The sequence below is a fragment of the Ruegeria sp. SAZD013 genome, from assembly GCF_059612525.1.
In genome coordinates this window covers 33946-58509 of the sequence record NZ_JBXWQT010000038.1, presented here as the reverse complement: position 1 = coordinate 58509, position 24564 = coordinate 33946, and the positions used below count along the sequence as shown (strand labels likewise).

General features: G+C 55.7%; 21 protein-coding genes. 10 read left to right on the top strand and 11 right to left on the bottom strand.

All coding sequences use genetic code 11. From position 1 onward, the window contains the following. Positions 1–201: 201 nt before the first annotated feature. Both AC2FLU_RS18860 and AC2FLU_RS18855 read right to left on the bottom strand, forming a co-directional pair. Positions 202–1260, bottom strand: a complete 1059-nt coding sequence (locus AC2FLU_RS18860; protein ID WP_480519838.1) for an ABC transporter ATP-binding protein — start codon at positions 1258–1260, stop codon at positions 202–204. Continuing rightward, a complete protein-coding gene (locus AC2FLU_RS18855; protein ID WP_496809400.1) occupies positions 1257–2063 on the bottom strand; it encodes an IclR family transcriptional regulator in 807 nt (268 codons plus the stop codon). The genes AC2FLU_RS18860 and AC2FLU_RS18855 overlap by 4 nt, the downstream gene beginning before the upstream one ends. A gap of 140 nt (positions 2064–2203) precedes the next feature. On the opposite strand from AC2FLU_RS18855, the gene AC2FLU_RS18850 reads away from it, so the two are divergent. From AC2FLU_RS18850 to AC2FLU_RS18805, 10 genes are all read left to right on the top strand, one after another. After that, a complete protein-coding gene (locus AC2FLU_RS18850; protein ID WP_480554892.1) occupies positions 2204–3463 on the top strand; it encodes an ABC transporter substrate-binding protein in 1260 nt (419 codons plus the stop codon). Positions 3464–3554: 91 nt separating this feature from the next. Next, positions 3555–4481: a carbohydrate ABC transporter permease gene (locus tag AC2FLU_RS18845; protein ID WP_480477110.1), complete on the top strand. Its 927-nt coding sequence runs from the start codon at positions 3555–3557 to the stop codon at positions 4479–4481. Between the two features lies 1 nt (position 4482). Next, positions 4483–5331: a carbohydrate ABC transporter permease gene (locus AC2FLU_RS18840; RefSeq protein ID WP_480477108.1), complete on the top strand. Its 849-nt coding sequence runs from the start codon at positions 4483–4485 to the stop codon at positions 5329–5331. Then, a complete protein-coding gene (locus tag AC2FLU_RS18835) occupies positions 5328–6668 on the top strand; it encodes an alpha-glucosidase/alpha-galactosidase (RefSeq protein ID WP_480554891.1) in 1341 nt (446 codons plus the stop codon). Before AC2FLU_RS18840 ends, AC2FLU_RS18835 begins: the two co-directional genes overlap by 4 nt. Before the next feature lie 58 nt (positions 6669–6726). Further along, the gene (locus tag AC2FLU_RS18830; protein WP_480519826.1) at positions 6727–8433 is read left to right on the top strand and encodes an IlvD/Edd family dehydratase; all 1707 of its coding nucleotides are present in this window, start codon (positions 6727–6729) and stop codon (positions 8431–8433) included. Next, positions 8433–9197 carry an SDR family NAD(P)-dependent oxidoreductase gene (locus tag AC2FLU_RS18825; RefSeq protein ID WP_480519824.1) on the top strand — a complete coding sequence of 255 codons (765 nt, stop codon included), beginning with the start codon at positions 8433–8435 and terminating at the stop codon, positions 9195–9197. Before AC2FLU_RS18830 ends, AC2FLU_RS18825 begins: the two co-directional genes overlap by 1 nt. A 4-nt stretch (positions 9198–9201) precedes the next feature. Next, positions 9202–10095, top strand: coding sequence for a 2-dehydro-3-deoxygalactonokinase (locus tag AC2FLU_RS18820; protein ID WP_496716413.1), 894 nt, complete (start codon positions 9202–9204; stop codon positions 10093–10095). Next, a complete protein-coding gene (locus AC2FLU_RS18815; protein WP_480477098.1) occupies positions 10092–10697 on the top strand; it encodes a 2-dehydro-3-deoxy-6-phosphogalactonate aldolase in 606 nt (201 codons plus the stop codon). Before AC2FLU_RS18820 ends, AC2FLU_RS18815 begins: the two co-directional genes overlap by 4 nt. Further along, positions 10694–11554 (top strand): SMP-30/gluconolactonase/LRE family protein, encoded by an 861-nt coding sequence (locus AC2FLU_RS18810; RefSeq protein WP_496716412.1) that lies wholly within the window; start codon positions 10694–10696, stop codon positions 11552–11554. The genes AC2FLU_RS18815 and AC2FLU_RS18810 overlap by 4 nt, the downstream gene beginning before the upstream one ends. Further along, positions 11551–13467, top strand: coding sequence for a beta-galactosidase (locus AC2FLU_RS18805; RefSeq protein WP_480605640.1), 1917 nt, complete (start codon positions 11551–11553; stop codon positions 13465–13467). The genes AC2FLU_RS18810 and AC2FLU_RS18805 overlap by 4 nt, the downstream gene beginning before the upstream one ends. A 43-nt stretch (positions 13468–13510) precedes the next feature. Here AC2FLU_RS18805 and AC2FLU_RS18800 read toward each other — a convergent pair whose 3' ends face one another. The 9 genes from AC2FLU_RS18800 to AC2FLU_RS18760 form a co-directional block, all read right to left on the bottom strand. Next, entirely contained in the window at positions 13511–14779 is a 1269-nt protein-coding gene (locus tag AC2FLU_RS18800) for an ABC transporter permease (protein WP_496812078.1), read from the bottom strand. Continuing rightward, positions 14776–15696, bottom strand: coding sequence for an ABC transporter permease (locus AC2FLU_RS18795; RefSeq protein ID WP_480554884.1), 921 nt, complete (start codon positions 15694–15696; stop codon positions 14776–14778). Before AC2FLU_RS18795 ends, AC2FLU_RS18800 begins: the two co-directional genes overlap by 4 nt. 12 nt (positions 15697–15708) lie before the next feature. Next, the gene (locus AC2FLU_RS18790) at positions 15709–16821 is read right to left on the bottom strand and encodes an ABC transporter ATP-binding protein (RefSeq protein WP_480477087.1); all 1113 of its coding nucleotides are present in this window, start codon (positions 16819–16821) and stop codon (positions 15709–15711) included. Positions 16822–16937: 116 nt separating this feature from the next. Next, positions 16938–18062: an extracellular solute-binding protein gene (locus tag AC2FLU_RS18785; protein WP_480477085.1), complete on the bottom strand. Its 1125-nt coding sequence runs from the start codon at positions 18060–18062 to the stop codon at positions 16938–16940. Positions 18063–18184: 122 nt separating this feature from the next. Next, positions 18185–20170 carry a beta-galactosidase gene (locus tag AC2FLU_RS18780; RefSeq protein WP_480477083.1) on the bottom strand — a complete coding sequence of 662 codons (1986 nt, stop codon included), beginning with the start codon at positions 20168–20170 and terminating at the stop codon, positions 18185–18187. Further along, the gene (locus AC2FLU_RS18775; protein WP_480494225.1) at positions 20167–21813 is read right to left on the bottom strand and encodes an amino acid ABC transporter permease; all 1647 of its coding nucleotides are present in this window, start codon (positions 21811–21813) and stop codon (positions 20167–20169) included. The genes AC2FLU_RS18780 and AC2FLU_RS18775 overlap by 4 nt, the downstream gene beginning before the upstream one ends. A 64-nt stretch (positions 21814–21877) precedes the next feature. Further along, positions 21878–22627, bottom strand: a complete 750-nt coding sequence (locus tag AC2FLU_RS18770) for a basic amino acid ABC transporter substrate-binding protein (RefSeq protein WP_480483651.1) — start codon at positions 22625–22627, stop codon at positions 21878–21880. Positions 22628–22649: 22 nt separating this feature from the next. Next, a complete protein-coding gene (locus AC2FLU_RS18765) occupies positions 22650–23696 on the bottom strand; it encodes a LacI family transcriptional regulator (protein ID WP_480605626.1) in 1047 nt (348 codons plus the stop codon). Next, positions 23696–24445, bottom strand: a complete 750-nt coding sequence (locus AC2FLU_RS18760) for a sugar phosphate isomerase/epimerase family protein (RefSeq protein WP_496716084.1) — start codon at positions 24443–24445, stop codon at positions 23696–23698. The genes AC2FLU_RS18765 and AC2FLU_RS18760 overlap by 1 nt, the downstream gene beginning before the upstream one ends. Positions 24446–24564 lie beyond the last annotated feature (119 nt).

Genomic DNA, 24564 nt, shown 5'->3' with positions numbered 1-24564 from the left:
GAGTTGCAACCACAATTGCGTGGCGCGAGAGGGGCGAAATCACGATACAGCCCCTGGGTGACTCTGTTTTGACAGGGCTTCCCTTAAATCACGTTTGACTAGGAATCAATCACATCTGCCCGCGCGTTTTGCCACGGGTCAGATTATGTGTCGTGAAACTCTTGGGACTGGGAGGACTGCCCTTGGGCTGGAAGGTCGTGATTAACGAAACCGTTGCCCGGTCTCTGGATCAAAAAACATCACACGCTCTGGCTGTAGGGCGATGCCGATCCGGTCCCCGGTTCTGCTTCGCTGATCGTCCCGTTCCTCAACGATCAGCTTATCACCATTTGGTGTCCGTAAATAGGAATAGGACACGCCGCCCAAAGCTTCGGTCAGATCCACGGTGCAAGTATCGGCCGAACGGTCAATCTGAATATGTTCGGGCCGCATGCCCAATGTCACTTTCGTCCGACCCGAGGGGATAGTTGCAGAAACGGGCAACGGCTTGCCTAGCGCGGGATGGGAGACATGGCCATCCCCATAGTCACATTCCAGAAAGTTCATTGCTGGCGAACCGATGAAACCTGCGACAAACCGGTTGTCGGGATCGCGGTACAAATCCATCGGAGCCCCGACCTGTTCGATACGACCATCCCGCAGCACGACGATCTTGTCGGCCATGGTCATGGCTTCGACCTGATCATGGGTTACGTAAATCATAGTCGCACCGATTTCCTGATGAAGGCGCGCGATCTCAACACGCATTTCCACGCGCAACTCGGCGTCCAGATTGGACAAGGGTTCGTCAAACAGGAAAACGTCGGGGCCCCGAACGATGGCACGGCCAATAGCAACCCGCTGCCGTTGCCCACCAGACAGAGCCTTGGGTTTGCGTTTGAGATACTGGTCAAGTTTCAGAATGTTCGAGGCTTCCTGCACTTTTCTGGTGATCTCGGCCTTTGGGACACCGTTCATGCGCAGCCCAAAGCCCATATTTTCCGCCACGGTCATATGCGGATAAAGCGCATAGGTCTGGAAGACCATCGCCACACCGCGTTTGGCCGGGTCCATATGGGTTACGTCCCGCGCTCCTATGTGGATCTTGCCTTCCGACGTTTCTTCCAAACCTGCGATCATCCGTAGCAATGTGGATTTGCCACATCCCGAAGGGCCAACGAAAACACAGAACTCACCATCTTCGATCTGCAAGTCGATGCCGTGAATGACTTGCGTCTGGCCGTACCGCTTTATTGCTTGGTTCAGGGTTACACCTGTCATGTCGCTTGCATCCTGTCATTGCCGAGGTCTGGTCGCGTTTCAGGGAAACGCCATGCCTGCGCCTCGGTGCTGATTTGTTCAGCCACCCGCCGCACACGAGGCACCCATGCCTCGAGTTGTTCAAAATCCATTCGCTGGGTCGAGCCGGTTACTGAGATCGCGCCCAGGACACGGCCGTTTGTTGTAAGAACAGGGCAGGCGACGCAAATAATTCCGGGTTCATGCTCTTCGTCATCAACGGCAAAACCCTTGCTGCGAATTCGATCAAGATCCGTGCGCAGGTCATTGTCGGACGTCAGGGTCTTGTCGGTAAAGCGATGAAAACTCTGCTGCGAAATTGCCCGGTCAAGGTCACTTTCATTCAGAAAGGCAAGCATCGCCTTGCCGACACCCGTGCAATAGGCCGGGCCCACCTTACCCGCCTGAGAATACATCTCGATCGGTTGCGCTGCGTTGCGTTTGTCTACGTATAGAACCTGACCAGCATCGAGCTGCGCCAAATGCACAGTCTCTCCAGTTTCCTGGCTTAGAATATCGAGGAACGGACGTGCGATAGGGGCCAGTGAGCTTTGGGTCCAGGCTGCATGCGCAAGCCGTACCAAACGCATACCCGGCGCGTAGGTTTGGCGCTCGGGGTCGTAACATAGCATTCCCTGATTGGTTAATGATTGCAAAAACCGATACAATGTTGCTTTCGGAAAATCGCTGCCGTCCAGCAACTCCGAAAATCGCACAGGGCGCTGAAATGCGGCGACCTGATCCAGCACGTCACATGCTTTGCCAATAGTTCCGTCACCTGACACGGGCGTCCGTTCTCCTCCGCTTGCCCATCGCAGTTCGCACGAGGGTCTTGACAAGACTAACCGAGTCGATGTGTAGTTTTCAATATATAAAACATAGTTTCATTATTTGGAACTTTTGTGGAAACAACAGGGAGGAAACCATGTATTCCACTTTCAAGCGCACAACCGCTGCGCTGGCACTTGGCGTTGCTATGGCGGCACCGGTGGCTGCTGACCTAACTGGAGAGCTTCGGATATTCCTGGACACGTCAAACCCGGCCCCGCGCGCAACGATGGAAGCGATGATCGAGCGGTTTGCAGCGCAGCACCCCGGCCTAGAGATCGAAACCACGGTTATCGACCGCGAAGCGTATAAGACCCAGATCCGCAACTTTCTGACGGCTGACACACCTGACGTGGCCACTTGGTACGCCGCCAACCGTATGAAACCATATGTCGAGGCCGGTCTGTTCGAAGACGTCTCGGATCTTTGGGCGGAACCTGAAATTGCTGAAAACCTGGCATCAACCAAAGGCGCGATGACCATCGATGGCAAACAATGGGGCGTCCCCTACACTTACTACCAGTGGGGCGTTTACTATCGTAAAGATATCTTTGACGAATTGGGCCTCAGCGAACCGACTACCTGGGAAGAAGAGCTGGCAAATTGCCAGAAGATCGTCGATTCAGGCCGTGCTTGCTATACCATCGGGACCAAGTTCCTGTGGACCGCTGGCGGTTGGTTTGACTACCTGAACATGCGCACCAACGGGTTTGACTTCCACAATCAACTGGCCAACGGCGAAATCAGCTGGGAAGATGACCGGGTCAAGCAGACCTTTGCAAACTGGAAGCAGTTGATCGACATGGGGGCTTTCATTGACAACCATCAGACCTATAGCTGGCAGGAGGCTTTGCCGTTCATGGTTAACGGAGAAGCCGCTGCGTATCTGATGGGAAATTTTGCAGTCGCGCCTTTGCGTGAAGCAGGGCTTACCGATGATCAGCTGGATTTCTACCAATTCGTTTCAATCAACCCTGATGTCGAATTGGCTGAAGACGCGCCGACCGATACGTTCCACATCCCGGCGAATGCATCGAACAAAGAAGCCGCACGAGAGTTCCTGCGCTTTGTTGTCTCGTCGGATGAACAGACCGAGATCAACAACGGATCGAACCTCGGTCAGTTGCCGGTGAACGCGCAATCCTCAGTAGACGATGACAAATTCCTGCAGCAGGGCTTTTCGATGCTCTCGACCAACAGCCCCGGCGGAGTGGCTCAGTTCTGGGACCGCGACGCACCGGCTGAAATGGCCAAAGTGTCAATGGAAGGTTTCCAGGAATTCATGGTTAAACCAGACAATGCTGACCGTATTCTGGCCAAGCTGGAACGCGCGCGAGAGCGTATCTACGACAACTAATCAGGCTTGGGCCGGGCTCGAGCCCGGCCTACCTCGCCACAGAATGTAAGGTGGTTTCAACCCGCCTTACCCAAACAAACCCAGGACACCCATGACCACTGCCGCCGACGCCCCTGATCAGGAGAACTGGTTCCACAGAAACCAACAACGCATCGCCCCGTGGCTATTCCTTGCTCCGGGCCTGCTGTTCTTCATGGTCTATGTGATCATTCCGGTCTTCCAGTCCTTCAACCTTTCACTGTACGAGTGGGATGGGTTGGGTGCCGCCGAATATGTCGGCATGCGCAATTATGAAGATTTGTATTGGGAATGGGTTGACCGGGACGCATTCTATATCTCGCTCAAGAACAACCTGATCTGGCTGATCCTGTATCTTCTGGCCATTCCGGCGGGCCTTTTCATTGCTTTGTTTCTGAACCAGACGGTCTGGGGTATCCGCCTTTACAAATCGCTGTTTTTCTTTCCATTTGTCATCTCTCAGGTTGTTGTTGGCCTTGTATTCACGTGGTTTTATGACCCGACATTTGGTCTTCTGAATGAGTTTCTCGGCTTTTTCGGAATGGGTCCATTGAACGTGCTGGGCGACGAGCGTTTGGTCACCTACGGCATCATCGTCGCAGGCCTTTGGCCACAAACCGCCTATTGCATGATCCTCTACCTCACCGGTCTGAATGCCGTCGACCCCGAACAGATCGAAGCCGGACGCCTGGACGGTGCCAAAGGCTTGAGAATGCTGTGGCACATCATTCTGCCACAGTTGCGCCCGGCCACTTTCATTGCATTCGTCGTGACAATCATCGGGGCGCTGCGCAGTTTCGACCTGATTTCGATCATGACACAGGGCGGGCCATTCGGATCTTCCCGAGTGCTGGCCTATTACATGTTCGAGGTCGCACTATCTGAGTACGGTTTCCGCATGGGGTATGGCGCGGCTATCGCTGTGGTGCTGTTCCTGATCATGCTCGGCTTCATCGCCTATTTCCTCTGGTCGATGTATCGCGAAGAACGGGGGCACTGAGATGTTTCCCAAACCCATCGAAAAACAATCTCGCGCCGCGCAGATCACCTATCAGGCGATGCTGCCACTTGCCTTGTTGCTGTGGCTGGGCCCCCTACTCGCGGTGGCTCTGTTTTCGGTCAAACCAGCGGCGGATTTCACCAACGCCAACTATTGGGGCCTGCCATCCAGTTTCGAGGGCGCGGTCAACTACGGGCTGGTATTCTTCAACTCTGACATGCCGCGATACTTGCTGAACTCTTTCATGATCACCATTCCTACGGTGATCGGTGCCGTTGCCCTCAGTTCCATGACCGGCTTTGCTTTGGGCATCTACAAATTCAAATCGAACCTGTGGATCTTCTTCATGTTCGTTGCCGGCAACTTCGTGCCATTCCAGATCCTGATGGTGCCTGTGCGCGACCTGACACTTGATATGGGCCTCTACAACACAAAAACCGGCCTCGTCTTGTTCCACATCGCCTTCCAGACCGGCTTTTGCACATTGTTCATGCGCAACTTTATCCGGGCCCTGCCCTTTGAATTAATCGAGGCCGCGCGGGTCGAGGGTATCAGCGAATGGCGCATCTTCTGGTATGTGGTCTTGCCGTTGATGAAACCCGCAATTGCCGCACTCAGCGTGCTGATCTTCACTTTCATCTGGAACGACTATTTCTGGGCGGTCGTCCTGACTCAGGGCGCGGAAAGCCAGCCTGTCACAGCAGGCATAACCAGTTTCAACGCCCAGTTCCGCGCCGCCTACCAACTGATGAGCGCGGGCTCGATCGTAGCAGCGCTGCCGCCGGTTGCCATGTTCTTCCTGATGCAAAAGCACTTTATCGCGGGCCTGACCCTCGGAGCTGTAAAATGACAAAGATAACTTTCATCGGAGCAGGTTCGACAATTTTCATGAAGAACATTGTGGGGGATGCTCTGCTGACCCCCGCTTTGGCGGACAGTCACTTTGCGCTGATGGATATCGACCCCGTACGCCTGACAGAAAGCGAAGCTGTAGCCCGCGCCATGATCCGTTCGGTCCGGTCAAACGCGACAATATCCACACATACAGACCGACGCGCCGCACTCGATGGTGCCGATTTCGTTATTACCGCCTTTCAGATTGGCGGGTACCAGCCCTGTACCGTCACAGATTTTGAAATCCCCAAGCAATACGGGCTGCGCCAGACCATCGCGGATACGCTGGGCGTCGGCGGCATCATGCGGGGGTTACGCACTGTGCCGGTCTTGTGGGACGTGGCGCATGACATGATGCAGCTATGCCCTGATGCGACATTGCTACAATACGTCAATCCGATGGCCATCAACACCTGGGCACTGGCCGAGAAATATCCATCATTGAAGCAGGTCGGCCTGTGCCACTCGGTTCAGAACACGGTGGCGGAACTGGCACATGATTTGGACCTGTCAAAAGACGACATTCGCTACAAGGTCGCGGGCGTCAATCACGTCGCCTTCTTCCTGCGGCTTGAGCATCAGGGCCATGATCTTTACCCCGCCCTTCGGCAAGGTTATGTCAGCGGCAGAATGCCCAAGGCCCCGCTGCTGATGCCGCGTTGCCCCAACAAGGTGCGCTACGAAGTGATGGACCACCTTGGCTATTTCTGCACCGAAAGTTCTGAGCATTTGGCAGAATACGTGCCATGGTTCATCAAAGACGGGCGGGCGGACCTGATCGAGAAGTTCTCAATCCCACTCGATGAATACCCGACCCGCTGTGTGGAACAGATGAGCAACTGGAAAGAGCAGGCCAAAACCCTGACCGACGGGCGCGACATTGCCGTCACTCGCAGCCATGAGTTTGCGGCAGACATAATGAACGCAATCATCTCTGACACCCCCTACGTGGCATATGGCAATCTGCCAAACACCGGCCAGATACCTCAGCTGCCGATGGGGGCTGCTGTCGAAACACCGTGTCTGGTTGATGCAAATGGCATTCAACCTTCTGTCATCGCAGACATCCCACCGCAGCTGATCGCCCTGATGCGTAGCCAGATCAACGTTCAGGAACTCACAGTCAGGGCATTGGTCGACCAGAACCCCGAGCATATCTTTCATGCAGCCATGATGGACCCGCACACCGCCGCCGAGCTGGACCTGCGCCAAATTCGAAATCTGGTGAACGACCTTCTGTCTGCCCATGCCGACTGGCTGCCAGATTGGTGCCGCCCATCTCGCGCTGCTTGAATTTCACCTTTTTACAAATACTCAAATCCACCCAGACCTAAAAAAGCATCACAGAACAATGTCAAAACGCCGCTCACAGCACTGGTACGGGAAACTCGACAAGGATGGGTTCATCCATCGATCCTGGATGAAAAATCAGGGTTTTCCTGATCACGCCTTCGATGGGCGGCCAATTATTGGAATTTGCAACACGTGGTCGGAGCTAACCCCTTGCAATTCCGGCCTCCGCGATCTGGCCGAAGGGGTAAAGCGCGGTGTGTGGGAGGCCGGGGGCTTTCCCGTCGAATTCCCGGTCATGTCGCTGGGCGAGACCCAGATGAAACCCACAGCCATGCTGTTTCGCAACCTTCTGGCCATGGATGTCGAAGAGTCGATCCGCGCATATGGCATTGACGGTGTGGTTCTGCTGGGCGGGTGCGACAAGACCACGCCGGGCCAACTCATGGGCGCGGCCTCGGTCGACCTGCCGTCGATCGTTGTCAGCTCCGGCCCTATGCTGAATGGAAAATATCGCGGTCAGGATATTGGCTCAGGAACCGATGTGTGGAAGTTCTCCGAGGCCGTGCGTGCCGGAGAGATGACCCTTCAGGATTTTATGAACGCGGAATCCGGGATGTCCCGCAGTGCCGGGGTTTGCATGACCATGGGGACGGCCAGCACCATGGCGTCTCTGGTCGAAGCGATGGGCATGAGCCTGCCCACCAATGCCGCCCTGCCCGCCGTTGACGCCCGCCGCATGGCCCTCGCCCATTTGACAGGCAAGCGGATTGTCGAAATGGTCGACGAAGACCTGAAACCATCCGACATTCTGACCAGAGAAGCCTTCGAGAATGCAATCCTCGCCAATGCGGCCGTTGGGGGATCGACCAATGCCGTTGTTCATCTACTGGCGCTCGCAGGTCGCGTGGGCGTTGACCTGACGCTCAAGGACTTTGAAATCGGATCAGAGATTCCCCTTCTGGTGAACTGCATGCCCTCAGGCAAATACCTGATGGAAGATTTCTGTTACGCGGGCGGTGTGCCGGCTGTGCTGAGCGAACTCAAACCTTTCCTGCGCCCGGCCAGAACGGTTCTGAACAAGGACATCTCGGCCCACTACGAAGGTGCTGAATGTTTCAACCGCGACGTCATTCGCCCTTTCAACGATCCGGTGAAGCCCGCTGCTGGCCTTCGTGTTTTACGCGGCAATCTTGCGCCCAACGGGGCCATCGTCAAACCTTCTGCCGCAACAGATGCCCTTCTTGAAACCGAGGGTGAGGCGTTTGTTTTCGAAAATATCGAAGACCTGAAAGCCAATATCGACCGGGTTGATCTGCCCGTCACATCCAAGAGCATTCTGGTGCTCAAGGGATGTGGACCCAAGGGTTATCCCGGGATGCCCGAGGTGGGAAACATGCCGATTCCGGCGAGATTGGTGAAGGAAGGCGTTCGCGACATGATCCGTATCTCGGATGCCCGCATGTCCGGTACAGCCTATGGCACCGTCATCCTGCATGTCAGCCCCGAGGCACAGGCGGGCGGCACACTGGCGCTGGTGAAAACCGGCGACCGCATCCGCGTCTCGGCCAGCGCTGGAAAGCTTGAGCTGTTGGTGGACGAAAAAGAACTGGACGCGCGCCGAGCCCAATGGAAACCAGATAAGCCACATTATTCCCGCGGGTATGCCAAACTTTATGTCGATCACGTGTTGCAGGCCGATCAGGGGGCCGACCTGGATTTCCTCGTCGGCAAAGACACCCGCCTTGTGACCAGAGAGAGCCACTGATGACCCAACCAGCGACATTTCATGACCTGAACGGGTCATCCGTCTATATTACCGGCGGAGGCTCGGGCGTGGGCGCAGCATTAACGGATGGGTTTTTGGCTCAGGGGGCCAATGTGGCTTTTATCGGCAGATCGGACGCCAGCGGTTTTGTCGAAGAGATGCGCGACAAACACGGCCGCGCACCTCTGTTCATGCAGGGCGATATGACCGACACTCAGCTTCTTCACACGACAATGGCCAAAGCCGCCGAAGCCCACGGCCCCCTAGACGTTTTGGTTAACAACGCGGCCAATGACCAGCGCCATACACTTGAGGAAACCACGACCGAGTTCTGGGACTGGATGATCGACGTAAACCTGAAAGCCTACTATTTCGCCTGTCAGGAAGCGGCCCGGCAAATGAAGGAAGGCGGCGTTATCATTAACTTCAGCTCGATCAGCTACATGATGGGCAATGCAGGCTATCCGATCTATACGACGTCAAATGCGGGCATTACAGGGATGACGCGGTCTTTGGCCCGCGAACTGGGGCCAAAGAACATACGTGTGAATGCGCTGGCTCCCGGTTGGGTTTTGACGCAAAAACAGCTGGATAAGTGGGCCACGCCCGAAGATTTGGCCGCGCATTTGGATCGACAATGCCTGAAAGAACATTTGACGCCCGAAGACATGGTTGCACCGACATTGTTCCTGGCATCCAACGCCAGCCGGGCGATGACCGGTCAGTGTATGGCGGTTGATGGCGGCGTCGTAGTTTCAGGGTGAAGCAATGAATACCGACTGGATCGCCGTTGATTGGGGCACATCTCACCTGCGGGTCTGGGCCATGCAGGGGGCAACGGTGCTGGACTGCGCGCAGTCCGACAAAGGTATGGCACGTATCGGAGCCGACGGGTTCCAGACCGCCCTGTTGGAACTTGTTGAAAACTGGCTGAAGGATGGCCCCATAGATGTGATCGCCTGCGGTATGGTCGGTGCACGCCAAGGCTGGGTCGAAGCACCTTATTCTACCGTTCCGTCGCAACCCTTGCCGCAAGTACCGGTCCGTGTTCCCAGCACAGACTCGCGCATCCGGGCCTTCGTCATACCCGGATTAAAGCAACTGAGCCCACCAGATGTGATGCGGGGCGAAGAAACACAGATCGCAGGGTTTTTGGGTGCTCGCCAGAACTGGGATGGTGTCCTCTGTCTTCCAGGAACCCATACGAAATGGGTTCAGGTCAGCGCAGGTGAAATCGTGAGCTTTCGGACGCTCATGACCGGAGAGCTTTTTGATTTGTTAAGTGCGCAATCTGTTCTGCGGCATTCTATAGGTGAAGGATGGGATGAAGATGCCTTTGCCGAGGCTGTGGCGGATACATTGTCCAAGCCCGAACAATTGGCTGCACGCCTGTTCGGCTTGCGGGCTGCGGACCTGCTGCACAATCAGGACAAAGACATCGCGCGCGCGCGGCTGTCGGGACTGCTTATCGGTGCTGAATTGGCCGCCACCCGTCCATATTGGCTGGGTCAACAACTGGCTATCATTGGTGCAGATGCCGTATCGCGGGTCTATGCGGCAGCGCTAAGACAACAGGGCGCTTTCTTTGAGACTGCAAACGCCACCGAAGCAACGCTGGCCGGGCTGGCGCTGGCGCGCAATATGACAAGGCAAATCGCATGAGCCGCCCCATCATCGCCATTCTGCGCGGTCTGCAACCACAGGAAGCCGAGGCCGTTGGCAGAGTTATCATCGATGCAGGGATCGACCGGATCGAAGTTCCACTCAATTCGCCTGACCCGCTCGACAGCATTTCCATTCTGGCCGAAGCTTTCAAAGATCACGCCCTGATAGGCGCTGGTACTGTATTGACGGTTGATCAGGTGGACGCAGTTCGGAATGCCGGCGGCAGGCTGATTGTGTCACCCAACTATGATGCTGACGTGATCAAACGGTCTGTAGCGTTGGGGATGCAAAGCTGGCCGGGCGTTTACACGCCGACCGAAGCCTTTGCCGCTCTCGAAGCCGGGGCCACAGGATTAAAGCTGTTTCCTGGCGTCATGGCAGGCCCTGTTGGGCTCGCAGCACTTCGACCCGTTTTACCCAAGGAAACACGTATCTTCGCTGTCGGTGGTGCCGGGCCTGAAAACTTCGAGCAATGGATCAAAGCCGGTGCGGATGGATTCGGGATTGGATCAGCGCTGTACAAACCCGGCATGGACGCAGTCGAAATCGCAGCACGCGCGAAGCAGATCGTAACAGCCTTTGACAAGGCGGCAAGATGAGCACGATTTTTGACGACCGCCCCTGCGCGTTGGGCGAAGGTCCGCTTTGGCACCCTGCTCGGCAACAGCTATTCTGGTTCGACATTCTCAACAAACGACTGATGACGCGCGAAAGTGAAAATCAGATAAGCTGGGAATTCGATGAACATGTCTCCGCCGCAGGCTGGGTGGATCGCGACACACTGCTTTTGGCTTCGGAAACGGGTCTTTGGCAGTTTGAATTGACGTCCGGGCATCGAGCGCTGGTTACGCCGCTCGAGGCAGACAACCCAATCACCCGCTCGAATGACGGTCGCGCTGATCCTTGGGGTGGTTTCTGGATCGGTACGATGGGCAAACAGGCTGAAGCCGGGGCCGGATCAATCTATCGGTTCTGGAAAGGTACACTCAGATGTCTCGTGCCGGAAGTGACGATTTCCAATGCAATCTGTTTTGCCCCGGATCGATCCGTGGCCTATTTCTGTGACACGAAAACGAGGCAGGTCAAGCGCTGGAGCTTGAATGCAGTAAGCGGATGGCCCGAAGGGGAAAGCACCGTATTTCTGGACTTTCGTAAAGAAGGCCTGAACCCGGATGGTGCGGTGGTTGATGCTGACGGGAACATCTGGATCGCGCAATGGGGGATTGGACGTGTTGCGGCCTACACGCCCGAAGGTCATTTCCTGAAGGCCACTTCTTTCGAAGCGTCACATACGTCCTGCCCAGCCTTTGGTGGCGACAGCTTAGGCACGCTGTTCTGCACCTCAGCAAGGCAGGGGTTGAGCAACGCGGATATTGAATCCCAACCCACCAATGGCATGACGTTTGCAATGCCAAACGCGGGACGAGGGCAGGCAGAACACAGGATCATTTTATGAAGCCGGAACTTGGTGTGTGTTACTACCCTGAACACTGGCCCGAAGCGATGTGGGCGGAAGACGCCGCGCGCATGGTGGACACCGGCATCTCGTGGGTACGCATTGGAGAGTTCGCGTGGAACCGGCTGGAGCCTTACCCCGGAACCCTGCAATTTGAATGGCTGGATCGCGCGGTTAAAACACTTGGCGAGGCGGGAGTGAAAGTCGTGCTTGGCACACCGACAGCAACGCCACCGCGTTGGATGCTGGACAAACATCCGGACATGCTGGCTGTGGATACGTATGGAAACACGCGCAAATTCGGATCACGGCGGCATTACTGCTTTAGCCACCAGGGCTATGTCGATGAATGTGGCCGCATCGCACGGGTCTTGGGAGAGCGCTATGGTCATAACCCGTATGTGGCGGCTTGGCAGATCGACAATGAGTATGGGTGTCACGACACAACAGTCAGCTACAGCACCCCGGCACTGAATGCATTCAGGCGCTGGCTGGCTGTTCGATACGGCTCAATTGAACAACTGAACAAGGCCTGGGGAAACGTGTTCTGGTCGATGGAGTACCGCAACTTCGATGAGATTGAACTACCCAATCAAACTGTGACCGAGCCAAACCCCGCTCATGTACTGGCATTCCGTCGGTTCAGCTCAGATCAGGTTGTGGCATTCAACAAAGCTCAGGTCGATGTATTGCGAGCTTTGACCGATGCGCCGCTGTTGCATAACTACATGGGTCGTATTCTGGATTTCGACCATTTCGAGGTTGGCGCAGATCTGGATATTGCGACTTGGGACAGTTATCCGATCGGATTTCTATCGGACCGATTGGAAGATGACGAAGCCCACAAGACCGCCTTTCTTCAGCAAGGCGATCCGGACATGCAGGCGTTTCACCATGATCTTTACCGGGCAGTGGGCCGTGGCCGATGGTGGGTGATGGAACAACAACCCGGTCCGGTGAATTGGGCACCCTATAACCCGGCACCCATGCCCGGAATGGTGCGGTTGTGGTCGCTTGAGGCTGTCGCCCACGGTGCTGAGGTTGTGAGCTATTTTCGATGGCGGCAAGCCCCCTTTGCGCAGGAACAGATGCACGCAGGTTTGCTGACACCGGACAATCGCCCCGCCCCTGCATTACACGAGGCCCGTCAGACAGCGGAAGAGCTATCCACATTGGGCGAGGTGCATCAGGTGCAATCCAAGGTTGCGATACTGTTTGATTACCCCTCGGACTGGGCCTGGACATCGCTACCGCAAGGAGCAGGCTTTGACTATTTCCGGTTGGTCTTCTCAGCTTATCGTGCATTGCGCCGCGTGGGGCTGTCGATTGATTTTGTTTCGCCCAATGACCTGTCCACGCACTATGCGCTGATCCTTGCCCCCGGACTGGCAACGATTGACCCGGATTTGGAGCGTAGGTTAGCGGACAACTCGGATCTTGCAATCCTCGGCCCACGCAGCGGCGCAATTACCCGTGATTTCCAGATCGCCGCCGCCGGTCGACCTGGCCTGAAAGGGTTGGACTGCAACGTCGATTTGGTCGAAACACTGCCCCCTGCTGTCAACCGGGCTGTCCGTGGCGGCGGCGCGGCACAGCATTGGATCGATCGCCTTTCAGGATCTGCTGAAGAAATTCTGAGTTTTGAAGATGGAGCGCCTGCGCTAATGGCAAGGGACGGGTTCTGGTATCTTGCCGGCTTCCCAAACGAAGCATTATGGGATCGCGTCATCGGCTTGGCTGCGGAAGAAAGCGGTTTGGGCCTGAAACCGATGCCGCCAGGACTTCGACTGCGTGAGACAGCCGACCACATGTTCCTGATCAACTATAACGCTGAACCGGTGGTCTGGAACGGATCGACCATCGGCGGCTGTGACGTGAAGATCCTGAAGCGCAATCTGCCCGGACAGACTTGAATCCTATCCGGGCAGATGCGTTGGTTGCCGCTTGGCACAGCGATTAGTCGCTTTTTAGGCTGTTGGGGTCAAACACCCCTCCGAAACCGCCGTTGTTGGATGGCTCACCCTCGGTTTGAGAAGCACCTTCGTTGCTTTCATTCTCGCTGCCATCCAGCGAGTTCGGAGCGAAGACATTACCAAAACCGCTGTTATTTGACGGCTTTGGCGCGGTTTGGGCATCACCCTGCCCGGCTTTTTCCGCTTCTTGCTGTTTGCGGCGCTCCTCACGCTGCTGACGCAGTTCCTGAATGCGTTGTTCCGCTTCCAACTGCTTTTGCTCGCGAACGTCGGCAATGCACTGCGCCGGACTGTAGGTCGCCGCTGTGCCTATAACGCTGATCGTTACAACCGCAAATGCGACCAGCAACACGGCGGCCATATTACCGGCAAAGAAACTCGGCAGCTTGATCTTGCCAGCCAGTTCCTCGACCGTTGCGTTTTTACGCGCCGCGGCTACCAGTTCCTGACGTTTCAGCTTGGCTTCGTTCAGCAGAGCGAAGAAAACCGTCAGCGCAACGATGATAAACGCCAGCGCCGAGATCGCGGGCGTGATGCCGTAGCGAACCTTCTGAGCCAGCTCAATCGTCAGCGTCGGGTATTCGCCAAAAGTGAAAGTGGTGGTGTTGTAGTTCTCGAAAGAAGCGAGGAATGCCAAAACCGCCGCCGAGGCAATCGCCGGGCGCATGAACGGCAGCAGGATTTTGCGGAAAGCCTGAGCGTGGCTGGCCCCAAGGTCCAGTGCCGCCTCAGTCAGGGCGACATCATAACGCTGCAACCGCGCCACCAGCACCAGCATACAGTAACTGGCAATAAAGGTGGACTGGCCGATCACTGTCAGGAAGATGCCGTTTGACAGGAAACTGTCGGCCCCCAGCCCCAGCATCCGGTTGATCCGGTCCCAGAAGACCAGCGTCGAGATACCAAGAACCACACCGGGGATCAGGATCGGTGCGATAATGACCGTATAGTAGGTCGCGCGAAGCTTCGGCCAGATCTGGGTCAGCATCAGCGCGCCTGCCAAACCCATCGCCACGGACAGGATGACCGTGCCGATTCCGATGATCAGCGAGTTCTTGATCCCGTTCAGGATACGCTGATCCTGAAACAGCTCGCCAAACCATTGGAATGTCAGACATTCCCATGGGCTCATTCGGGGGAACCCGGACGAGTTGAACGCGGTGACGGACATGATCACCAGCGGGCCCAGCAGATACAGGAAGAAGATCGCCAGATAGACCCAGATGCTTATGCGGAGGAAGGAATTGTTCATTTCCCTATATCCCCCATGTTCACTTTGAACAGGCGCATCATGGCCAGCACGAACAGAATACAAGTGACCAGCAGAACGATTGCGTAGGCGGCGCCCTGTGGCCAGTCGTTGTTGTCATTGAACTGCTGATAGATCAGTTGGGTGAACCACAGACTGGACGGCCCGCCCAGAATTTGCGGCGCAGCCAACGCACCGGCGGACAACATGAAGACCATAGTACAGCCCGAACTGATCCCCGGCTTGGCATAAGGAATGACCACTCGCCAATGTATCCGCCACCAAGGCGCCCCAAGGTCGCGTGCTGCTTCGATCTGGTTTTTGTCCAGACTTTCAATCACGTTATACATCGGGAAAATCATCAGCAGGATATAGGCGTATCCCAGACCCGCATAGAGCGCGATGTCATTGCGAATGAAGTCGAACGGTGTATCCCAGATGCCCAGACCCGTGAACAACGTGTTCAACACACCTGTTTCCCCAAAGATGATGCGCAGCGCAAAGGCGCGCAGGATCTCGTTGATCCAGTAAGGGATGATTAGCATGATCGCGAAGATACGAATATGGCTGCCCTCGGCCTGACCCAGGTAATAGGCAATCGGATAGCAGATGATCAGGTTGAAAACCGTCACAAAAACCGCGGCCACAAGAGTTCGGAAAAACACCCTCAGATCAACAGTGTTGTAGTCCTGACTGCCGCCTTCGGGGCCGTAGACCAGATATTTGTAGTTCTCGAGCGTATATATGTCTTTGGGTCCGCCAATCTCTGGCGGTGGCAGATTCGGACGGAACGAGAAGTCCAACATCGACAGCTGCGGAAGGATGATCAGGCCGATGGTCCAGAACAGAACCAGACCCAGGATCGCCACTCCCATGCCGGTGCCGTTGCGATTGAAGAAGTCTTTCAGAAACTGGGGCATGAGTTAATCCCCTTATTCTGCAGCCAGTTCACCCGCAGGAACGATGACGGCGTTATGCGTCTTGTATTCCAACGTGATGTTCTGTCCGGTGTGGTCCTCGAAGGATTGTCCATGGTTCGGGATCGACACTTTGATCTCTTTTCCACCTTCACCTTCGGTAAAGATGTTGAAGACGTTGCCTTCAAATTCTTCGTGGTTGACCCGCGCGGTAACAAAATGGTCACCCGAAGCCCCCTCGGGCGCAATGGCGAAGGCTTCGGGGCGAATGAACAACATTGCACTATCGCCTTCTTTCATTTTGCCTTGATTGGCGGTCGATATCCGTGCAACCAGATCGCCCGAGCGGTTGGTCGAGATCAGCGCCTCGTTGCCCATGACCTGTTTGATCTTGCCACGGAATACATTGTTTTCGCCGACAAATGAGGCCGCGAAAGCCGTGTTAGGATCATTGTAGATGGTTTTCCCATCGGCAATCTGGTCAATCACACCTGCACGCATGACGGCGATATTATCTGACATGGTCAGCGCCTCGCCCTGGTCATGGGTAATGTAGATAAAAGTAATGCCCACACGCTGTTGTATCTCTCGCAGTTCCGTTCGCATGTGCTGGCGCAGTTTGAGGTCAAGTGCTGACAGAGGCTCATCAAGAAGCAATACATCCGGCTCGGCGCAAAGGGCACGAGCGATGGCCACTCGCTGACGTTGGCCACCAGACAATTCGCTGGGAAGTTTGTCGCCTTGCTCCGGGAGCGCGATCATGTCCAAAAGCTCGTCAGCGCGCTTGCGGCGCTCGGCAGCACTGGCGCCTTTGATTTCCATCGAGAACGTGATGTTTTCCCAAACCTTCATCAAGGGAAACAACGCTAGGTTCTGAAAGATCAGAGCTGTGGGGCGTTTGTTGGGCCCAATCCCGCGCATGTTTTTGCCGCCGATCAGAACATTGCCTTCGCTGGGCTCGAGAAAGCCGGAAACAGCCCTTAAGATCGTTGTTTTGCCGCAACCCGAGGGTCCGAGGAATGAAAAGAAATCTCCCCCGTTAATTGTGACGTTTGCATCGCGCACGGCGACGAAGTCACCGAAACGGATCCACAGGTTTTCCAGATCGACTCCGACCCCTGCACTCATTTTTGGTATCTCCCTGAGGTGTGCACTGTCACCACACCACATAGCTTTCCGTTACGCCGGAGCGGCGCACAGATTGTGGCCCCTCGCAGAACGCGAGGGGCATGGTTTCAGATCGCTTATGCGCTCTTGAACTTGTTGACGAACTCGGTCCGCGTTTCAGCATACCATGGGGCTTCGGCCGGCCACGGATTGAGGTTGGCCAGCGAGTCGCCCGGATAGGCCTCGGCAAAGTTCTTCTTGTAGGTGTCGCCTGAATACTGATCCGCCCCCAGAACAGGAGAGTTGTACCCATGGCTGTCGATGGCAACACCGGCAGGTTTGGCCTGATAGGCGAAGTCGATGAAGGCATAGATCTGGTCGATATTCGCCGCGCCAGACGGAATCGACATTCCGTCAACCCATGCCATCGCCCCTTCGATGGGCGCTTGATAGTGCACTGGTTCACCAGCCGATTTCAGTGCCAGTGGCGGGCCGTCCCAGGTCTGACCGACAACAACACCTTCATTCAGAAGACCGTTCTTCTGTGTATCGGCATCGTTCCAGATCAGCTTGATGCGATTCTTACGTGCAATGCACCAGTCAGTGATCTGACCCCAGACCTTGCGCATGGTTTCTTCGTCACCATAAGCGGCCCAGACCGAACCCGGCTCCATCTCGCCGGAACGCTCCATGTAAAGACCAGCGCCAAGCATCATCGAATGCGCGCGGCCCATGGTTTTGCCTGCGTTTTCTTCCGACCAAACATCGCCATAGGATGGGGCGTCCCCAGCCGGCAGCCACAAGTCGGTGCGGTATGCAATGCCTTCGGTGCCCCAGATATGCGGCAACCAGTGAACCCCGGCGCCGCCAAAGTTCCAAGCATCCGTACCGATTTTGGCCATGGCAGGGTTCACCAGGTCGACCGGAACCTTGTTCATGTCAAAGGGCTGCAACAACTCCAGCGGCTCCCACTGCAACGAGCGGTTGTTGGTTGGCGAGACGATGTCAAAGCCCTGACCTTTGGTCGCCTTCATCTTGTTGATGATTTCTTCGTTTGAGCCGATCCCGGTGTAGTTCACCTTGATGCCAGTAAGGGTCTCAAACTCTTCGATAAAGCTGGGCGGCAGATAATCCGACCACATCAGTATGTTGATTTCACCCGACGAAGCCAGTGCGCTCTTGCTGTAAAGAGGCGCGGCAAGTGCTGCGGCACCCGCTCCTTTCAAAACAGTGCGTCTGGAAAGTGATGACTTGGTAACCATAGTGTTCTCCCGTTGTTGGACTCGTTTTTTGTTTTCTATTCATAGGACTTTCTGCGCCCATCCGTCAGTCCAAAAGTGACAGTTTGCGAAAATCTTATGTCCAGTTTCGCGATTTGACACGTCTAAGCTGATTTATGAGGCGCTGCATTCTCCTGCCAAACGGTGATGTCCCTTGGTTTGACCGGATCTGAACCAAGCAGAATTTGACGTGCACGACCAGCAGGCAAAGGCTTTGAAACGTCACTGAAGTTGAACGCGTAGTAGGTCGAGCCGCGTTGGGTTATGCGCATATCGGGGTCGCAAGGCGTTGCATTTATCCCAGCCCAGTTCAGTACCTCCCCGACAATCGCCTGCAAAAGCTCATTTCGCGGAACCATTGCCAGATAGGTCGTGCGGTCAGAACGGATGACCGCCGGACTGGCATCGCAATAAGCGCTCTTGAAGCGGGCTAAAACGCGCTCTTTGGTCTCGACAATTTCACGCCAACCCGTGAATTCAAATTGCTGCCCATCGGGAAGAACCACAGCCTCATGCGCAAGTGAAGGAAGTGATTCGACGCGCGTGACACGGATACCTGTTAACTTTGCCAGTTCGCCTGGAGCCAGATTGGACGGGGTGTTCATCCCGGATGTCTTGCTGCCGGAACGAGCACCTATCAGAATCTTGGCCCCCGAAGCGTCAAGCTTGTCTGCAAGGTCAGCGGTCACGATCATGCTTTGAGGTAATATGATGAGGGCGTAGCCGCTCAGTTCATCTTCAGGGCCAACAAAATCAAGATCGACCCCAAAACCACGAATTGCAGTGTACCACTCGCGAAAAATCTGGGCATTGGGGAAATCGTTGTCATGTGGCAGGATGTCCGCCGCCCAGATAGAGGTATAATCCAGTAGCATTGCAACCCGTGATTTTGCCCGTCTCTCGGGCGGCAAAATGGCGCGATCCTTCACGATCTCAGCCAATTCAACAGCGGCCTGATCCGGGCTGCCATCTGACCGCAAAATCGCAGTATGGTATTGCTCTTGCGCAGATTTTGCCTGTCGCCAGCGAAAAAACATCACGGCTTGCGCGCCATGTGCATAGGCCGCCCAGGTCCAAAGCCGAACCATCCCCTCTGCCGGCGACGGATTCTTGTCAGCCCAATCCACCGGGCCCGGCTGCTGTTCCAGCACCCACATCCGACCGCGCCCCTGACTGCGATACAAATCACAATGAAAGCCCTGATAATCCGGTGCGCCGGTGCGCAGATAGCGGCGCTTTTCCTCATCTGAAAGGGTAGAGCCCAATAAGTTCCCTAGCGGGTAGCTGTCGAACCCGACAATATCCAGATCAGCCGCTACGGCGTGGTGATCGAATTCGAAACTACCTGCCATGAAGTTATGGGTAATATCCCGGCCCGGCGCATATTTGCGCAGAACATCCACCTGCGTTTTGTTGAACAGACGAACTCGATCGGAAGAATAGCGCGCGAATTCCAGAGCATGGGCTGGATTGGGCGTGGCGACCAGCCCGTTGGGCAGTTCGATCTGACCAAACTGAGAGTAGAGCGACCCCCAGAAAACGGTTCCCCACGCGTCATTCAACGCATCGATTGCCCCGTATCGTTCCTCCAACCAGTTCTGAAAACCTGTTCGCGCGGCATCGGAATAGCTGAGAACTGTATCGTGGTCGTTGTACTCATTGTCGATCTGCCACGCTTGGACATACGAATTCTGACCATATCTGCGGGCATATTCAGTTGCGATCCTTTGCGCCTCGGCCAGATAAACCTCACTGGAAAAACAATAATGCCTGCGCGAACCGTACCCTCTGACCCGACCATCCGGCCCAACGGGCAGGATTTCGGGATACTCATCGATCAACCATTTGGGGGGGGCGGCTGTTGGGGTGGACATCATGACCCGCAGACCAGCCTGACCCAGTATCTCGATCACTTCATCCAGCCAGTCCCAGTGGAACTGACCGCGCGCGGGTTCGATCAGACCCCAGGTGAATTCAGCAATCCGCACCCAATCCAACCCCATGTCTGCCATTTGGGCGGCATCGTCTCGCCATTGCGAAGGGTCCCACTGTTCGGGGTAGTAACAAACCCCAAGTTCCAGCGCGCTCATCGTGTGTCCTTTGCTGTGCGTCGTTCGATCCACTTCAGGAAACTGGCACAGCCGAGTGTGAGAACGACATACAGGATTGCCGCCGTATTGAAGGGTGCAAAGGGCAGAAAGCTAGCCGCCTGAAATTCTCGCATCCTCTGGGTCATGTCGCGGACGGACAGGATAGACAGCAATGACGTGTCCTTGATCATCGCGATAAACTCATTGCCAAGCGGTGGAGTGACAATCCGCAGGGCCTGCGGCAGAACGATAAGCCGCGCCGTATGCCAGCGCGACAAACCCAGAGAGCTGCCCGCCTCCAATTGGCCTTTCGGTATCGCCTCGATCCCGGATCGGAAAATTTCGGCCATATAGGCGGAATAACCAACTGAGATCGCGATGATCCCGCGGGTCATATTGGTCATGTCGATACCGCCGCCGGTGGCGTCTTTGACTGCGCCCGCCAGTGGCAGTCCGATATAAAGAATGATCACCAGCATCGGAATGCCGCGTATCGTATCCACGAAAAACTCGGCCCCGACCGCCAGAGGATGCAGCTTATGCTGAGCCCCGCCAATGGTCAGTGTCAGCAACAAAAACCCGAACACGGCAAATGCCAGGGCCGGATTGCGGTATTTGTCGGGTAGAAATCTTGTTTGCCACAGGACCGGATAACCTTGTGTATGGGCATCGGCCGGGACAAAAGCGCCCGAGACACTGTCGACCGTTTCGATCTGTTCAAGCGCGGCAGTGGCATCGGTTGCGCTGCGGATGCGATATTGCTGACCGTCGGCCCCTTCGAACTCACCAAACCGGATAACGTCAGCCTGCGCCTGCGGCGTGCCGCGCACAACCGCGATACGCCCTTCGGTGCTGCCCACCAGAACAAAGCTGACCTGCGGCTGCATGAAGAAAAAGGCTGAGGCTGCAAGCAATGCCAAACTGATCGAACCATAGACGACCGTCGTACGCGCCTTTGGTTTAAACGATTGCAACCCGACCCAGACCAAACCAAGAATGGCCGCGAAGATATAGGCAAATATGGCCGCGCGGAATGTAATGGCCACCCCGGTCGCGAACTGCCAATGAGCCATGAACATGAGATAAAACAGAACCGCGCCTGTGAGACACTCCAACCCCAACAAGACGCGCCCGCGCCAGGGCGGCTGCAAACGTGCCGAAATTAGGCATAGTGCGACGACAGCCGCGTAAACCGCCAGGAAAACTTGTAATCCCGTCTGAACCTTGGCGATCACGCCCGGAAACAGTACCCAGGTCTGACTGGATCGATCGATAAGGGGTGATGTGTTTTCGCTGAGCGCATGGAAGAAGACCGACTCGGCAAATGGCATCAGAAGCAGCGGAGAAACAAAGCTGATGACCAAAAGCGCCGCAGAAGCTGGGAACGCGGCAAGCGCGCAGAATCGCAACCAGCCGGGGGAGTTTTGTGAAAACCGCACGTAGCGTGCGCAAAGATATCCAAGGATCGCAACGGTCGCAATCAGTAGAAATCCAACAAAGATGGGCCCCGCGTCGGTGCCGATCCCCAGAATTGCGACCAGAGACCGCAAGTATTTTGAGGATGTGGCGAACAGGTAGATAATAAAGGGCGCTGCTGCGAGCAACACCAGGTTACTCGGGCGGATCGTGCTGAGGCGCAACATGGAACTTCTCCGCTAAGACAAGGCCCGGCAGCGCTGGCCGCCGGACCGGAAGGGCGCTAATGGATCAATTGGTGCCCCAGTATTTGGCTGTCAGTTCGTCCAGCGTTCCATCCTCCTGAATGGCTTTCAGACCGGCGTTAATCGCATCCACCGTCGGATCGCCTTCTTGAAACACGATACCCAATGGATCGGATTGCAAGCCTGTGATGCCAACAGTCAACTCGCCCGCAAATTCCTGTTCATAGGCCGCTGCCGATGTGCCATCGATGATCACGCCCTGCACGTCCGCGTTCTGAAGCGCCAGAATGGCGGCCGAGAAGTTGTCGTAAAGGCTGACATTCTCGCGCCCAACAAGCTCTTCCGCCAATTGGGCGTTGGTCGTCGCAGTTTGCGCGGCCAGTTTCTGGCCACCGGCTTTGAAATCCTCAAGTGTCATGTCAGCATTATCGACCTGCAACAGAATGGCCTGGCTGACAACGATGTAAGGCTCGGAAAAGTCCATGGTTTCTTCGCGTTCCGGTGTGATCGACACGCCCGAGATAACCAGATCGAACTCACCCTGCTGAAGGGCCGCAAAGATACCATCCCAGGCGGTGTTTACGAAATTGGGGACGCAATTGACCTTCGCGCAGATTGCATTCATCACATCGACGTCAAAGCCCACGATCTCACCGGTTGTTTCATCCACGGTTTCCATCGGTGGGTATGTCGCATCGGTTCCGATTTTCAGAACACGACCTTCCAGGTCGGCAGCAAAGGCCGCTGGAGCCATCAGTGTTGTGAGTGTTGCAGCGGCAAGTAGGTTTTTAAACATTTTCAGGTACTCCTTTGTTGGATCAGGTGGTTTGCGCCGCATCCGGCGCCGGGGTGTCAGGTTGCCGCTCGATCAATGAGGCCCTGATCTTTTTCTGAATCTCGGACGGATCGACCCCGTCCAAAGCTTTCAACATGAACTCACCCAGCAGACGGCTTGTTTCAGCAATCGGCAAGTAATAAGTGCTGGGTGGCGGTACAAAATACTGGCTGAGCTTCAAGTCGTCGTTCGAGATGACCACAACGTCCCTTCCAACCTGCACTCCGGCTTTATCGGCAGCTGACAGCGCCCCAAGGGTTATGGCCTCATTAGCGCAGATGATGGCGCTCGGCGGTTTCGGCAACTCCATAAGCGTAGCAAATTTCTGCTGACCGGATTCCGCGGTGGTCGGGCCGGTGGAAACCAGTGTCGGGTCGAACTCCACACCGCATTCTGACAGCGCATCAGCATAACCCCTGCGGCGTTGCTGCGCATAGATCAGGTCATCCGGCGGGTTTATCAAAGCGATGCGGCGATGCCCCAGCCCAAGCAGCCTGGCGGTGGCATCATAAGCCGCTGCCTGACTGTCGAGATCCACATAAGGATGCGGTTGGGGGCTGTCGCTCATGCCGTATGTGACAAAAGGAAAGCCCTGCCCCTGCAGATACGCGACGCGTTCATCATGAACACGCGTGCCGGAAAAGATCACGCCATCAGCCTGCCCTTCCTGCACGATGGACTTCAACGTCTGCACCGCAGCCTCGCCATCACATGTGCTGAATACGCTCAACTGATAGCGCGTTCCTATTAGCGCATTGGATATTCCGGCCAGAATACGCGTAAACTCTACACCTTCCCACTCTTCCGCAGCATCGTTCGAAACACTGACCATGACCCCGATTCTATAGGATTTATTGGTGCGCAGCTTCAGGCCATCCAGATTCACCCGGTATCCCAGATCCGACGCAACTTTCTGAATCTCTTCCCGGGTTTCCCGTTTCACCGATACGGAATCCCGCAAAGCATTCGAGACTGTGCCAACGGAATACCCAGTACTTCTGGCAATCGATTTTATCGTCGCCCGCGCCATCACCCAAACCCTGCCAATTGTTCCGTCAAAAATGACCGACCCGTTTGCAGGGTGCGCACGTGATCATCGGTTTCGTCATGTTCGACAAACAGGTCCGTGCAGTTGGTCGAGGCAAGCGCACGCAGGGTTGCGTTCCAGTCAACTACGCCTTCGCCCAAATCGCGCCAGCGCGCGTCACCTGTTCCGCCTGCTGGGTCGATATCCTTTGCATGCACGGACAGGATTCGATTGGCGTGGCGGCGGATCGCGTCCGCCGGATCCAGACCAGCCGCAACCAGCCAACCGATATCTGGTTGCCAAAAGACATCTCCGCCGGCAAGGATCAGGTCAAGAGGTGTGTCACCAGCCTCACCGATAAGATCAAAATCGTGATTGTGATACGCCAGGCTGATATCATGATCTGTCAGCTGATTTGCCCATTTGGACAACTGGCCCGACACCACCCTCCATCCCTCGGCAGTGTCGGGCCGCACCTGGGGCGCCAGCCAAGGCATGACAGCCACCCGGCATTCCATTAGGTTTAATACTTCGACGATATCCGAAAATCGCCCTTCGAACTCTTCCCAATCAAAATGTGCAGACCGAACATTAAGGCCTGACCCGTAAATAGTGCCCGCCATCTGAGCTGGGGTCAGGCCGTGCAAGCCAGTGGTTTCGACATCTGAAAAACCGCAGGCCGCAACCAATTGCAGCTGATCTGCAAGATCACCGCATTGCCGCACTGTGTAGAGTTGGGCAGAAACTCGCATCCCTCACCTTTGAAACGTTTCAAATATGGTGAATTACGAGCTGTATCCTTGTCAAGCGCCGTATTGATTCGATCCGTACGCCAGCTTTGAATAAGGCTCCGAGCCTTTGCCTAAAACCC